Source organism: Variovorax sp. E3 (assembly GCF_016082275.1).
Classification (GTDB): Bacteria; Pseudomonadota; Gammaproteobacteria; order Burkholderiales; family Burkholderiaceae_C; genus Variovorax.
In genome coordinates this window covers 16,712-29,333 of the sequence record NZ_MOWM01000049.1, presented here as the reverse complement: position 1 = coordinate 29,333, position 12,622 = coordinate 16,712, and the positions used below count along the sequence as shown (strand labels likewise).

Annotated in this window: 14 protein-coding genes and 1 pseudogene; 8 read left to right on the top strand and 7 right to left on the bottom strand. The window is 67.6% G+C overall.

Annotated features, from left to right (window positions below):
* The 5 genes from BMG07_RS18430 (at position 1) to BMG07_RS18415 (ending at position 3,668) form a co-directional block, all read left to right on the top strand.
* Complete coding sequence (locus tag BMG07_RS18430) at positions 1 to 648, top strand: hypothetical protein (RefSeq protein WP_198085777.1); 648 nt, start codon at positions 1 to 3, stop codon at positions 646 to 648.
* A 6-nt stretch (positions 649 to 654) separates the two neighbouring features.
* Positions 655 to 1,137 (top strand): hypothetical protein, encoded by a 483-nt coding sequence (locus BMG07_RS42380; RefSeq protein ID WP_269759132.1) that lies wholly within the window; start codon positions 655 to 657, stop codon positions 1,135 to 1,137.
* A gap of 169 nt (positions 1,138 to 1,306) precedes the next feature.
* Positions 1,307 to 1,615 (top strand): DUF3649 domain-containing protein, encoded by a 309-nt coding sequence (locus BMG07_RS42375; RefSeq protein ID WP_307867003.1) that lies wholly within the window; start codon positions 1,307 to 1,309, stop codon positions 1,613 to 1,615.
* The gene (locus BMG07_RS18420) at positions 1,612 to 3,309 is read left to right on the top strand and encodes a PepSY domain-containing protein (RefSeq protein ID WP_198085775.1); all 1,698 of its coding nucleotides are present in this window, start codon (positions 1,612 to 1,614) and stop codon (positions 3,307 to 3,309) included. Before BMG07_RS42375 ends, BMG07_RS18420 begins: the two co-directional genes overlap by 4 nt.
* Positions 3,306 to 3,668, top strand: a complete 363-nt coding sequence (locus BMG07_RS18415) for a DUF3325 domain-containing protein (RefSeq protein ID WP_198085774.1) — start codon at positions 3,306 to 3,308, stop codon at positions 3,666 to 3,668. The genes BMG07_RS18420 and BMG07_RS18415 overlap by 4 nt, the downstream gene beginning before the upstream one ends.
* Positions 3,669 to 3,685: 17 nt before the next feature.
* On the opposite strand, the gene BMG07_RS18410 is transcribed toward BMG07_RS18415, so the two are convergent.
* The 3 genes from BMG07_RS18410 to speD are packed head-to-tail and all read right to left on the bottom strand — an operon-like array spanning position 3,686 to position 6,188.
* A complete protein-coding gene (locus tag BMG07_RS18410) occupies positions 3,686 to 5,086 on the bottom strand; it encodes an aminopeptidase P N-terminal domain-containing protein (RefSeq protein ID WP_198085773.1) in 1,401 nt (466 codons plus the stop codon).
* Positions 5,083 to 5,793 (bottom strand): nucleotidyltransferase family protein, encoded by a 711-nt coding sequence (locus tag BMG07_RS18405; RefSeq protein ID WP_198085795.1) that lies wholly within the window; start codon positions 5,791 to 5,793, stop codon positions 5,083 to 5,085. The genes BMG07_RS18410 and BMG07_RS18405 overlap by 4 nt, the downstream gene beginning before the upstream one ends.
* Before the next feature lie 14 nt (positions 5,794 to 5,807).
* Complete coding sequence (gene speD, locus BMG07_RS18400; protein ID WP_198085772.1) at positions 5,808 to 6,188, bottom strand: adenosylmethionine decarboxylase; 381 nt, start codon at positions 6,186 to 6,188, stop codon at positions 5,808 to 5,810.
* A gap of 144 nt (positions 6,189 to 6,332) precedes the next feature.
* Here speD and BMG07_RS18395 point away from each other — a divergent pair, with 144 nt between their 5' ends.
* Together BMG07_RS18395 and gap are read left to right on the top strand one after the other, a co-directional pair.
* A complete protein-coding gene (locus BMG07_RS18395; protein ID WP_198085771.1) occupies positions 6,333 to 8,432 on the top strand; it encodes a transketolase in 2,100 nt (699 codons plus the stop codon).
* A 66-nt stretch (positions 8,433 to 8,498) separates the two neighbouring features.
* Positions 8,499 to 9,499, top strand: a pseudogene (gene gap / locus BMG07_RS18390) (type I glyceraldehyde-3-phosphate dehydrogenase).
* A gap of 71 nt (positions 9,500 to 9,570) precedes the next feature.
* On the opposite strand, the gene BMG07_RS18385 reads toward gap, so the two are convergent.
* Entirely contained in the window at positions 9,571 to 10,161 is a 591-nt protein-coding gene (locus BMG07_RS18385; protein WP_198085770.1) for a hypothetical protein, read from the bottom strand.
* 106 nt (positions 10,162 to 10,267) lie between these two features.
* Here BMG07_RS18385 and BMG07_RS18380 point away from each other — a divergent pair, with 106 nt between their 5' ends.
* Positions 10,268 to 10,867 (top strand): hypothetical protein, encoded by a 600-nt coding sequence (locus BMG07_RS18380; protein WP_198085769.1) that lies wholly within the window; start codon positions 10,268 to 10,270, stop codon positions 10,865 to 10,867.
* An 18-nt stretch (positions 10,868 to 10,885) separates the two neighbouring features.
* On the opposite strand, the gene BMG07_RS18375 is transcribed toward BMG07_RS18380, so the two are convergent.
* The 3 genes from BMG07_RS18375 to BMG07_RS18365 all read right to left on the bottom strand — a co-directional run bounded on the left by BMG07_RS18375 (position 10,886) and on the right by BMG07_RS18365 (position 12,511).
* Positions 10,886 to 11,488, bottom strand: coding sequence for a hypothetical protein (locus BMG07_RS18375; protein WP_198085768.1), 603 nt, complete (start codon positions 11,486 to 11,488; stop codon positions 10,886 to 10,888).
* Between the two features lie 23 nt (positions 11,489 to 11,511).
* Complete coding sequence (locus BMG07_RS18370; protein ID WP_198085767.1) at positions 11,512 to 12,093, bottom strand: hypothetical protein; 582 nt, start codon at positions 12,091 to 12,093, stop codon at positions 11,512 to 11,514.
* 109 nt (positions 12,094 to 12,202) lie between these two features.
* On the bottom strand, positions 12,203 to 12,511 hold the full coding sequence (locus BMG07_RS18365) for a putative quinol monooxygenase (protein ID WP_198085766.1): 309 nt from the start codon (positions 12,509 to 12,511) through the stop codon (positions 12,203 to 12,205).
* Positions 12,512 to 12,622 lie beyond the last annotated feature (111 nt).

Below are 12,622 nucleotides of genomic sequence, written 5' to 3'. Positions count from 1 at the left end.
ATGAAAACCAAGACCGTCTATTCATTCGGCCCCGACCGGATCTACACCGGCCCCGTCGCGCTCGACGAGAGCGATCTCTCGCCGGCCGACGAGGGCGAGGTCTGGCTCGTCCCGGGCAACTGCCTGGTGGCGGAGCCGCCGCCAGCCATCGAGGGCAAGCGCTATTTCGCGGCGGCCAACGGCATGTGGATTGCCGAGGACATCCCCATGCCCGAACCGCTGCCGGAGTCGCCGGTCACGCCGCAACCGCAAGCGCCCGAGAGCGAACCGCCGGTGGTGCCCGAGCCGCATGTGCCGACGCTCGAAGAACGTGCCGCGGCGTTGCGCAACGAAGTGCAGAAGCACCTGGACAGCACCGCGGTCGCCTACGGCTTTGACGACATCCGGACCGCGGTCACTTACGCCGACGAGCCCGCCGTGCCGCGCTTCCAGGCGCAGGGCCGTGCCTTTCGCGCATGGCGTTCGCTGGTGTGGGACTTCTGCTATTTGCTGCAAGACAAGGTCGCGGCGGGCCAAGCCGAGGAGCCGACGCTGGAGCAGCTCTTGCCGATGCTGCCGGTGTGCGATTTCCTGGCGTTCGAACCGGTGCCCGAGCCGGTCCCCGAACAAGGCCCGGCGGCGCCCTCCTCTGAAACCCCGGCGGAGTAGCGCGCGATGTTCGGCGCATTGACCTTCGGAGCCTCGACTTTCGGCGCCAAGCCGTTCTCGGGAGCGCTCGTCTTCGAGGTGACGGGTCTGCTGGCTGGCAGAGCCGATGTGGAGGGTGTCGGCGCGGGGCGTGCGTCTTCTACCGGCTCGATCGAGATGAATGCCGAGCCCACGGCGGGCCTCGTTGCGTTGCGCAGCGCCGTCGCACTGGCGACCCAGGGGGCCACGCTCGGCGGGCAGAGCTCGATCGTGTCCAACGTCACAGGCCTCGCGTCGCAATCCGTACCGCTGATGGGCGTGGGGGCCGCGATCATTTCCTCGGAGGGCTATGTCGAGGCCGCGGCGGACTTCCAGGGCTACCGCCTGCGCGCCTACGACCAGTTGTTCCCCGCGAACGTGGCGAACGGCGACGTGGTGCAGATCGGCGCCCGGCTGTACGAATGGCGCGCGAACGCCGGTCGCTGGCGACCGGCGGGCCCGGCGCCCTGAACTACCGGGGCCGTGCAAAGCCCTGGGCGGTGCCTATGCATTGCCCAGGGCTTTTTTGCGGCCCGTTCGCACGGGGAGGAATCTCAAAGATGAGTATGATTCTCATTCTCCAGAACTTCCCTTCTCCCATGAATCCCCGAACGACCCCGCCCGCCGTCCGGCGCGCGTCGTGACCTCCGGCCTCCGTTACCGCCTCGGCGTAGCCGCCCGCGCCATCGCCGCCATCCTCGGCGGTTACGGCATCGCCGCCCTGTTCGCCGCCGTGCTCGCGCTGTGCCTCCCTGCCGCCTTCGGCATGGCACGCAGCGAAGCCGCGATGACCGGCACGATGGCCTCCTTCCTCGTCTTCGCGCTCGCCGTGATGTGGGTCTTCGCTGCACGCACCGCGCTGCGCGCGTGGTCGGGCCTGGTCATCGCCGCCGTGCCGCTGGGCGTGCTGCTGCTCGTGCTCCCGCGCATCACCGGGGGCGGCGCATGAAGGAAGGTTTCCGCCAATCGATGGCGTGGCTGCACACCTGGTCGGGCCTTCTGGTCGGCTGGGTGCTGTTCATGGTGTTCGCGGCCGGCACGGCGTCGTATTTCAAGGACGAGATCACGTTCTGGATGAAGCCCGAGCTGCATGCCGCCCCGAATCTACCCTGGCCCGCCGTGCCGCAGGCCCGCGCCGTCGACAGCGCCGTGGCCTACCTGCAGCAGCGCGGCGCGCACAGCCCGCGCTGGTTCATCAACCTGCCGAACGAGCGCCAGCCTTCGACCGACGTGCTCTGGCTCGCGCCGCCCCCGCCGCCAGCAGCCGCGGCCGCTTCCGACGACAAGGGCAAGAAGCCGCGCCGCCGCTTCGACCGCGCCTCGCTCGACCCCGCCACCGGCGAAGCCGTGAGCGCGCCGCGCACCACGCGCGGCGGCGAGTTCTTCTACCGCCTGCACTTCGACCTGCACTACATGCCCGCGCTGTGGGCACGCTGGATCGTCGGCTTCTGCGCGATGTTCATGCTGGTGGCGATCTTCAGCGGCATCGTCACGCACAAGCGCATCTTCAAGGACTTCTTCACCTTCCGCCCGAAGAAGGGCCAGCGCTCGTGGCTCGACGCGCACAACGTCTCCGCCGTGCTCGCGCTGCCGTATCACCTGATGATCACGTACACGGGCCTGGTCACGCTGATGTTCATGTACATGCCGTGGGCGCCGCAGGTGGCCTACAAGGACAAGGGCGGCGAGCAGGCGTTCTTCGCCGAGGTCTTCCCCGGCGGCGGCCGCGACCAGTTCAAGGCCTCGGGCAACAAGGTGCCGCTGGCGCCCATCGCACCGATGATCGCGCAGGCCTCCGCGCACTGGAACGGCGCGGCGGTGGGCCGCGTCACGGTGCACCAGCCCAACGACGCCAACGCGGTGGTCTCGATCACGCGCGCCGAAGGGCCGCAGCTGTCGTTCGACCAGCCCTCGATGCAGTTCAACGGCGCGACCGGCGCATTGATCGGCGCGTTCGGCGACGTGCCCAAGCCCGCGGCCGAAACGCGCGGCGTGCTCTACGGGCTGCACATCGGCCGCTTCGCGAATCCGTTGTTGCGCGCGCTGTTCTTCCTGTCGGGCATCGCCGGCTGCCTGATGGTGGCGACGGGGCTGCTGCTGTGGGCGGTGAAGGAGCGCCAGAAATTCGCGAAGACGCTCAAGCAGGGCGGGCGCGTCAGCGTCGGGCTGCGGCTGGTGGACGGGCTCAACCTCGGCGCGATCGCGGGGCTACCCGTGGCGATGGCGGCTTTCTTCTGGGCCAATCGCCTGTTGCCGGTCGAGATGGCCGAGCGCGGCGAGGCGGAGATCCGCTGGTTCTTCATTGTGTGGGGCGCGGCCGCCGTGCTGGGCCTGCTGCGGCCGACGCTTCGCATGTGGCAAGCACAGCTTGCGCTCGGCGCGCTGCTGTTCGTGCTGTTGCCGGTGCTCAATGCGTTCACCGGCCCCGCGCCGCTGACGGTGAGCCTGCGCTCAGGGCCGAGCGCGGTCGCGGGCTTCGACCTGGTCACGCTCGCGCTGGGCCTGGGGCTTGCAAGCGCGGTCTGGCTGGTGGAGCGCAAGCGCCGCAAGGCCGTTGCGCAGAAGCAGGCCGCGAAGACGCCACCGCAGCAACAGCAGCCGCAGCAGCAGGGGCTCGCCACTTCGGGGCGAGGCTCGCAATGAACGCGTTGCTCCTGGCACTCGTGTTCTCCGCTCCGCTCGCGGGTTTCTGCGCGTTGAGTCTCGCGATGGACCGCCACTGCGAAGACGTGTTCGGCCGCGGCAGCACGCCGGGGGCGTGGCGGCGCTGGCTGCAACTGGGCGGCGCCGCGCTGCTGTGCCTGTCGCTGGGCGCGAGCCTGCAGGCGGCCGGCGGCGCGATCGGCTGGGTGCTCTGGCTGGGCGCGCTCACGGCGGCGGCGCTGTCGACGGTGGGCCTGCTGAGCGCAGTGCCCAATCGCTTCCACTGGGTCGCCTCGGTGGTCGCGGCTTTCGCGCTCGGCGGCACGCTGCTCTATCTGTTGCTGGCCGCGCTCACCTGACGACGCGCAGCGCGCGGTCAAGCGCGCATCAACGCCTCGATCTCGTCCGCCTTCACCGGCACGCCGCGCGAAATGAGTTCGCAGCCGGTGGCCGTGACGATCGCGTCGTCCTCGATGCGGATGCCGATGTTGTGGAACTGCTCGGGCACGCCGTCGCCGGGGCGCACGTAGATGCCGGGCTCCAGCGTCAGCACCATGCCCGGGTGCAGGATGCGGCTCGGGCGGTTCTTGATGACTTCGTTCGACAGCGGATCTTTTCGCTCGCTCACTTCGCCGATCTGCGTGGGCTCGACGTAGCTGCCGCAGTCGTGCACGTCCATGCCGAGCCAGTGGCCTGTGCGGTGCATGTAGAACTTGAAGTAGGCGCGCGTGTCGATCACGTCCTGCACATTGCCGACCTTGTCGGCGTCGAGCAGGCCCAGGTCGAGCATGCCCTGCGACAGCACGCGCACCGCCGCGTCGTGCGGGTCGTTGAAGCGGTTGCCGGCCTTGGTGGCCGCGGCGGCGGCGTCCTGGCTGGCCAGCACCAGGTCGTACAGCGCGCGCTGCGGGCCGGTGAACTTGCCGTCGGCCGGGAAGGTGCGCGTGATGTCGCTGGCGTAGCCGTCGAGTTCGCAGCCGGCGTCGATCAGCACCAGCTCGCCCTTGCGCACCGGCGCCGCGTCGGCGCGGTAGTGCAGCACGCAGGCATTGGCACCCGCCGCAACGATGGAGTAGTACGCCGGGTACTGCGAGCCGCCCAAGCGGAATTCGTGCAGCAGCTCGGCGTCCAGGTGGTATTCGCGCGGGTCCTTGCCCTCGCGCAGCATGCGGGCCGACAGCTGCATGGCGCGCACGTGCGCACGCGCGCTGATCTGCGCGGCGCGGCGCATGATGTCCTGCTCGTGCGCGTCCTTGACCAGGCGCATCTCGTCGAGCGGGCCGCACAGGTCGCGCTGCTCCTCGGGGCACAGCGCGCCGTAGCGCACGCGGGCGCGCACCGACTGCAGCCAGCCGTCGATGCGGGTCTCCAGGCCCTTGTGGATCGCGAACGGGAACCACACGGTCGACCGGTTCTCCAGCAGCTTCGGCAGTTTGGTGTCCAGGTCGGTGACCGAGAAGGCCTCGTCGACGCCCAGCGCCGCGGGCGCCGCGTCGGGGCCCAGGCGATAGCCGTCCCAGATCTCGCGCTCCAGGTCTTTCGGTGCGCAGAACAGCGTGGCGCGGCCGTCGCCCGCCAGCACCAGCCACGCATTGGGCTCAGTGAAGCCGGTCAGGTAGTAGAAGTAGCTATCGTGGCGGTAGAGGAAGTCGGTGTCGCGGTTGCGGGCCCGCTCGGGCGCGGTCGGGATGATGGCGATGCCGTCCTTGCCCAGTTGCGAAGCCAGGCGCGCGCGGCGCTCGGCGTAGATCGTGGTGGTGTCTGCTGCTGAGGTCATCTTGGCGTGTTCAGTTGGGCAAGCCGTTCGGGGGTTCCCACATCGGTCCAGGGGCCGGTGTAGAGCTCGGCGCTCACGCGTTCATTGTCCATCGCGGCACGCAGGATCGGCGCCAGCGGGGCTTTGCGGCCGGCCGGGTTGCCGGCGGGAATGTCGCAGTACGGCGGTGCGAACAGCGCGGCGCGGTACAGGCCGATGGTCGAGAAGGTGAATTTCTCGGGCGCTGTGTTGAGCGCGAGGCCGTCCGCCGACAGCCCGAAGTCGCCCTTGAGGTTGTGCGCCGGGTTCGGCACCAGCCACAGGTGCGCGAGCTTGCCGCTGGCGACGAAGCGCTCGACCGAGGCCCGCGTGAAGACAAAGCCGGGCGCGAACACGTCGCCGGCCGCGACCCAGAACACCTCGCCCAAGAGGGGCAGCGCGCGCACGATGCCGCCGGCCGTTTCGAGCGCGCCGCCGAAGTCGCGGCCCTCGTCGGAGTATGAAATCGATAGCGCGCCGTGCCCGTTCAGCAAGGGTTTCGCGCCGAAGCGCCCGGAAACCTGCGCGCCCAGCCAGTCGGTGTTGATCACCAGTTCGGTGAAGCCGCCGGCGGCCAGCGCCTCCATCGGCCATTGCATCAGCGGCTTGCCGCGCACTTCGAGCAGGGGCTTGGGGCAGGTGTCGGTCAACGGCCGCATGCGCTCGCCGCGCCCCGCGGCAAGGATCATGGCCCGCACCGCGTTCACGCGGAGACCTTGCCGCGCTGCAGCTCGTTGCGTTCGCTGTGGCGCGGCTGGAACAGCGCCACCAGGCACTCCATCAGCGCATGCGCCTTGGCCGAATGGTCGCCGCTGAAATTGCAGACATACACGTCCAGCGTCACGCCGCGCTGCTCGGGCCAGGTGTGGATGCACAGGTGCGATTCGGCCAGCAGCACGGTGGCGGTGACGCCGCCCGGCCCCTGCGCCGTGGCCGGAAAACCGTGCACCAGCCTGCCCACCGCCTGCAGCCCGGCGGCCGAAACCGCCTTCAGGCAGACAGCCCCCAGCGCCTCCCGGTCGGTGAGCCATTGAAGGCCGCATTGGCAGTCGTGGAGGTCGGCGGTGAGGTGCAGCCCATGCATGGGTGGCAACTCTAGCAGTCCGGCTGCCGCACAAGAACATCAGTCGGGTGTTCAGGCTGTATCGGCGGCCGGGCGGGCCGGCCCGGTAAAATCGCGGGTTCCCCCCTATCCCACCCACCCTTTTCCCCCGAAAGTCCCATGCCCATGGCAAACCAAGCCCTGATGGCCAACGCGATCCGCGCGCTGGCTATGGATGCCGTTCAACAAGCGAATTCCGGACATCCGGGTGCACCGATGGGCATGGCCGACATGGCCGTCGCGCTCTGGGGCGAACACCTGCGCTACAACCCCGCGAACCCCCATTGGTTCGACCGCGACCGCTTCGTGCTGTCCAACGGCCACGCCTCGATGCTGCTGTACTCGGTGCTGCACCTGACCGGCTACAACCTGCCGATCGAAGAGCTCAAGAACTTCCGCCAGCTGCACAGCAAGACCGCCGGCCACCCTGAAGTCGACGTGACCCCGGGCGTGGAAACCACCACCGGCCCGCTGGGCCAGGGCATCACCAACGCCGTGGGCTTCGCGCTGGCCGAGAAGCTGCTCGCCGCCGAGTTCAACCGCAAGGACCACGCCATCGTCGACCACCACACCTACGCCTTCCTGGGCGACGGTTGCATGATGGAAGGCATCAGCCACGAAGCCTGCGCATTGGCCGGCGCCTGGCACCTGAACAAGCTCATTGCCCTGTACGACGACAACGGCATCAGCATCGACGGCCAGGTCAAGCCCTGGTACATCGACAACGTGGCCGAACGCTTCCACGCCTATGGCTGGCACGTGATCGGCCCGATCGACGGCAACAACGCCGCCGAAGTGGCCAAGGCCATCGCCAAGGCCAAGCAGTCGAGCGACAAGCCCACGCTCATCAACTGCAAGACCGTCATCGGCAAGGGCAGCCCGAACCGCGCCGGCACCGCCAAGGCCCACGGCGAAGCACTGGGCGCCGAAGAAATCAAGCTCACGCGCGACGCCATCGACTGGCACTACGCGCCCTTCGAGATCCCGGCCGAGGTGTACGCCGACTGGGACCACAAGGAAGCCGGCGCCAAGACCGAAGCCGAGTGGAACGACAAGTTCGCCGCCTACGCCGCCGCCTTCCCCGAGCTGGCCGCCGACTTCACGCGCCGCATGAAGGGCGAGCTGCCCAAGAACTTCCACCAGGTCGCGTTCGACACCGTGGTGGCCGCGCACACCAAGGGCGAGACCGTGGCCAGCCGCAAGGCCAGCCAGCTCGCGCTGGAAGCCTTCACGGCCGCGCTGCCCGAAATGCTCGGCGGCAGCGCCGACCTGACCGGCTCGAACCTCACCAACACCAAGAGCACGCCCGCGCTGCGCTTCGACGCCAAGGGCCATGTGGTCATGACCCTGCCCGCGGTGGAAGCCAAGCAGGGCGCCGAGGACGAGGCCGCACCCGCTGCACCGGCTCAGGCGCCGCACGGCACCATCGGCCGCCACATCAACTACGGCGTGCGCGAGTTCGGCATGGCGGCCATCATGAACGGCGTGGCGCTGCATGGCGGCTACATCCCCTACGGCGGCACCTTCCTCACGTTCAGCGACTACAGCCGCAACGCCATCCGCATGGCCGCGCTCATGAAGCGCCGCGTGATCCACGTGTTCACGCACGACTCCATCGGCCTGGGCGAAGACGGCCCGACCCACCAGTCGATCGAACACGCCGCGTCGCTGCGCCTGATTCCCAACCTCGACGTCTGGCGTCCGGGCGACACGGCAGAAACCGCCGTGGCCTGGGCCGTGGCGCTGCAGAACCAGACGCGCCCGACCGCGCTGCTGCTGAGCCGCCAGAACATCGCCTACGCACCGAAGAGCGAACTCGGCGACATCAGCCGCGGCGCCTACGTGCTGTCCGAGCCCGAGGCCGTGGGCCTCAAGAGCAAGAAGACGGCCGCCGTCATCATCGCCACCGGCTCGGAAGTGCAGCTCGCGCTGGCCGCCCAGAAGCTGCTGGCCGAGAAGAAGATCGCCGTGCGCGTGGTGTCGATGCCCTCGACCACCACCTTCGATCGCCAGGACATCGCCTACAAGAAGGCCGTGCTGCCGAAGAAGCTGCCGCGCATCGCCGTCGAAATGGGCTGCACGGGCGGCTGGTGGAAGTACGGCTGCGCAGCCGTCGTGGGCATCGACTCGTACGGCGAGTCGGCGCCCGCGCCGGAGCTGTTCAAGTACTTCGGATTCACGGCGGAAAACGTGGCCGCCACGGTGGAAGCCGCGCTGCGCGACTGATCGCGTCGCAGCGTTTCTTTTTGCCGGTTTTCACAACAAGTTTTTCAACCTTCAGGAGCAAGTCAGATGGCTATCAAACTCGGTATCAACGGCTTCGGCCGCATCGGTCGCAACGTGCTGCGCGCAGCAGTGCAGAACTTCAAGAACGACATCGAAATCGTTGCCATCAACGACTTGCTCGAGCCCGAATACCTGGCCTACATGCTCCAGTACGACTCGGTGCATGGCCGCTTCAAGGGTGAAGTGACGGTCGAAGGCAACACGCTGATCGTGAACGGCAAGAAGATCCGCCTGACGCAGGAGCGCGACCCGTCGCAGCTCAAGTGGGACGAAGTCGGCGCCGACATCGTGCTCGAATCGACCGGCCTGTTCCTCACCAAGGAAACGGCGCAAAAGCACATCGACGCGGGCGCCAAGAAGGTCATCCTGTCGGCACCGTCGAAGGACGACACCCCCATGTTCGTCTACGGCGTGAACGACAAGAAGTACGCCGGCGAAGCATCATCAGCAACGCCAGCTGCACCACCAACTGCCTGGCCCCGCTGGCCAAGGTGCTGAACGACAAGTGGGGCATCAAGCGCGGCCTGATGACCACCGTGCACGCCGCCACCGCCACGCAGAAGACCGTCGACGGCCCGAGCAACAAGGACTGGCGCGGCGGCCGCGGCATCCTGGAAAACATCATTCCCTCGAGCACCGGTGCCGCCAAGGCCGTGGGCGTGGTGATCCCCGAGCTCAACAAGAAGCTCACGGGCATGAGCTTCCGCGTGCCGACCTCCGACGTGTCGGTGGTCGACCTGACGGTCGAGCTGGTGAAGGACGCCACGTACAAGGAAATCTGCGCCGAAATGAAGGCACAGAGCGAAGGCGCGCTGAAGGGCGTGCTGGGCTACACGGAAGACAAGGTGGTGGCCACCGACTTCCGCGGCGACCCGCGCACCTCGATCTTCGACGCCGAAGCCGGCATTGCGCTGGACGGCACGTTCGTGAAGCTCGTGAGCTGGTACGACAACGAATGGGGCTACTCGAACAAGTGCCTGGAGATGGTGAAGGTCGTTTCGAAGTAAGGCTTCGGGGCTTGAACTAAAAAACGCGCCTGAGGGCGCGTTTTTTCATGGTGCTGGTGGACGTTGCGGCGCTAGCCTGGCGTTCGTTCCGTTTCGTACCAGCCAAAAAAGCCGCGCAGGCCTTCCGCATCGTAGAGGTCGGGGCCGGCCCATTTCAGGCGCTCTTTCAACTTCTCATCGTGACTGGCATTGGGCACGACCATGCGGCCCCCTTCCTGCAACCGGAAGCCATTGCCGAGCAGCCATGCCACGGACAGCCCCAGCGATTCCAGGTGCGGCCCCCAGTACAACTGGGCAAGAAGCCATGCCTCCGTGTTGTCGGCCATGCCGTACTCCAGCGCGGCATCGTCGAGGGCGCGTTTGAACTCCGTCCAATCCATCGGAGATTGCCCTTCGTGAAAGACGCCCGCGCCGGGCGAATCGATGGGCTGTGCGATCAATGCGTGCAGCGAGGCGACGAACGATGGCTCAAGAGAAACCGAGCCTTTCCTCGCCGAGGCGACAACGCTGTGCCATCCGGACCGAATGGCGGCCTCGAGCGAATCCCTTGATGCGGTGACTGGCCCCCAGTTGCACAAAGCCAGCTCCATGCGGGCCAGTTCCCGCGCAAGCTCCGGTGCGCGGTGTTCGGCATCTTCCCAAAGGGCTTCGGTCTTTTGCATTGCTTGAATTGTCGGTCGCCCGCCTCGCGGGACGTTCCACTTCACCAGCAAAGGGCCTCTCGAGCGCTTCTAGAATCGAATAACAATTTATTACGAGGAGAAGCGTGTGATCGGAAAACTGCTTGCCATTGGCTTGGGCGCCCTTTTGCTTGTCGGCTGTGCCCACAAAGTGGAAGTCGGAAGCACATCGGCAGCGTACGAAGTGCGTCGCGACAGGGTGCAGTCCACCAAGGCCTATGTGGCGGTGTCCGGCGATCTGGCCAACCTCGAGAAAGTCGTCAAGCCGGGACAGATCTGCGGCGCGCACAGCTACCCCGTCAGCGTGGGCCCTGCCATCAAGACCTCCATCGTGCGCACCGTTTCCGCGGCGCATCAGTCGGTGGTGCCAGTTCAGACCGCCGGGGAGTCCGGCAAGGACGGGGTGCTGTACACCTTCGCCCTCGACGACTTCAATCCGCGACTGCGTTTTCAGCCAGGCTTCTTCGTAGGCACGGCGGACGCGAGCGTTGAACTCTCCATCAGGACCACTGCCGTGTCCGCCGAGGGCCGAGAACTGGCGACCACAACGGTTCGTGGCTTCGGCCAGGAGTCCATCGACGGCGACTGCCCTGCTGGCGCCGAAGCGCTGGGGAAGGCGACGGAGAAAGCCGTGCGCGTGTCGCTCGAGAACTTCGTGGCGCGCGTGATCAACCAACGCCTGGACTGACGCGGGCGCGCGAGAAGCTCACCGCAGCTTCTCGCTCCTGCGAATTTCACTGCTCAACTGCGACGTCAACCGCGTCGCCGCTCTTCGCGCGGCAAGCCCGAAGTCGCCCTTGAACTCGCCGAACTCCGCCGTGCCGTTGCCTGCCGCGCGCACGCGCGTGACCTCGGCGCCCGCCGCATCGGTCACCACGCACGACACTTCGGCGGTGAACGAGGTCGGCGGCCAGCTGATCCACGACGACGAGCTGGAGTCGGTGGTGATGCGCGGCGTGAACACCAGCGACACGCCCGCCGCTTCGTTCGCCTTTGCATCGCCGGCCGTGCGCAGCACCACCACGTCGCGGTACACCGCGCGCAACGCATCGCGGATCGACTTCTCCAGGTCGCGGTACGGAAAGTAGCTCACGCGGTCGCCGCTGCCGCCCGGCGTGACCACCTCCTTGTCGCGGTCGGCATCCGTCATCACGTAGGCGACCTTCTTCGGAATCAAGTGCGCCTGCGATCGCGGCGGCGCGGTCTCGGTGATCATCGTGATCGGGTGCACGCAGCCCGCGAGCAGCAGGGTCGCGAGTGCCAGGGCCGTGCCATGCCGAATCGCGGTCACCGGAATTGAGAACTGCATCGAAGCGCCTCCAGGCCAGGGTGTCAGCGGCCGACGGCGGCCACGAACTGCGGGTCGGCATACACCTGCCGCAGCAAGGCACGCACGAGGCGTGGGTACGCGGCCTGCCCGGCCGGCACGGCGACGATGCTCGCGTAGCTCGAGTCGAAGGCCGTCTCCGCGCGGTAGGTCTTGCGCAGCCGCTGCGTGGCGTCGCGCGTGACGGTGACTTCGACATCCATGCGGCCGGTGCCGTTGATGACGCCCAGGTCGATGTCGTTGACCACGATGCGCGCCGCGATGCGTGTCGGCGCCTTCGGGTCGTAGACGGAAATTTCGCTCAGGTCGCGCATCAGCGCGTCCTGCAGGTACTGCGCGAAGCTGCCGCTGGGCGACAGCAGCCGGGCGCTGCGCAGGCGCACGGTGTTGACCTTTTCCTGCGGATCGGTGGGCTCGGCCTTCGCGACCGCCACCATGCCGGGGCGCGTGGCTTCGAGCCGGTCGAGCGCTTCATAGTCGGCCGCGTAGGGCGGCGCCAGCAACGGCGCGCAACCGGTGAGTGTCAGCAGGACCAACGCGGCCAGTGCGCCCGATGCGGCGACAGCGCGCGAACGAAAGATCGCCATGTCGGCAGTCCCCCTCTGCGTTGTGGTGCGTCCTCGCTGGAACGCCGGCTCCCCGGCGCGAAGGTAGCACGCCTTGCGCCGCACGCGAAGGCGGGGAATGCCGGAAGGCTCAGACCGGCTCGAGCACGTGAATCAGCTTGCTTGCCGTCAGCTCCTTCGTCTGCTCGCTGTGGGCCTTCATGTGCGGCGCCACGGCATGTGCCTGCAGGTGCGCCAGCGTTTCCCATTTCTCGACGACGACGAAGGTGTCGGGGCCGAAGCTGGCCTTCGACGGCGGAATGCCCTGTGCGTCGACGGTGGCGCCGTATTCGATGCAGCCCGCTTCGGCCAGCACGGCCGCGCGGTTGGCGGCAAAGGCTTCGAGCAGCGCGGGGCGCTGGCCCGGTTTGGCGGTGATGACGGCGACGACGTGGATCATTGGGAAAAGTCTCCGGGGTTGATGTGAGAGTGAGTGCGCGAGTGCCGAATCTAAAAGATCCGGCGCCATCGCGCAGGTCCGGTCCGCGACAACATCACGGCCTTGTCCCTA

Excerpts from the sequence above, each read along its gene's own strand:
- BMG07_RS18410 (WP_198085773.1), bottom strand. The coding sequence starts at position 5,086 with ATGACCTCAGCAGCAGACACCACCACGATCTACGCCGAGCGCCGCGCG.
- BMG07_RS18365 (WP_198085766.1), bottom strand. The coding sequence starts at position 12,511 with ATGATCCACGTCGTCGCCGTCATCACCGCCAAACCGGGCCAGCGCCCC.
- BMG07_RS42380 (WP_269759132.1), top strand. The coding sequence starts at position 655 with ATGTTCGGCGCATTGACCTTCGGAGCCTCGACTTTCGGCGCCAAGCCG.
- BMG07_RS18385 (WP_198085770.1), bottom strand. The coding sequence starts at position 10,161 with ATGCAAAAGACCGAAGCCCTTTGGGAAGATGCCGAACACCGCGCACCG.
- BMG07_RS18375 (WP_198085768.1), bottom strand. The coding sequence starts at position 11,488 with ATGCAGTTCTCAATTCCGGTGACCGCGATTCGGCATGGCACGGCCCTG.
- BMG07_RS18415 (WP_198085774.1), top strand. The coding sequence starts at position 3,306 with ATGAACGCGTTGCTCCTGGCACTCGTGTTCTCCGCTCCGCTCGCGGGT.
- BMG07_RS18420 (WP_198085775.1), top strand. The coding sequence starts at position 1,612 with ATGAAGGAAGGTTTCCGCCAATCGATGGCGTGGCTGCACACCTGGTCG.
- BMG07_RS18430 (WP_198085777.1), top strand. The coding sequence starts at position 1 with ATGAAAACCAAGACCGTCTATTCATTCGGCCCCGACCGGATCTACACC.
- speD (WP_198085772.1), bottom strand. The coding sequence starts at position 6,188 with ATGCATGGGCTGCACCTCACCGCCGACCTCCACGACTGCCAATGCGGC.
- BMG07_RS18395 (WP_198085771.1), top strand. The coding sequence starts at position 6,333 with ATGGCAAACCAAGCCCTGATGGCCAACGCGATCCGCGCGCTGGCTATG.
- BMG07_RS18405 (WP_198085795.1), bottom strand. The coding sequence starts at position 5,793 with ATGATCCTTGCCGCGGGGCGCGGCGAGCGCATGCGGCCGTTGACCGAC.
- BMG07_RS18370 (WP_198085767.1), bottom strand. The coding sequence starts at position 12,093 with ATGGCGATCTTTCGTTCGCGCGCTGTCGCCGCATCGGGCGCACTGGCC.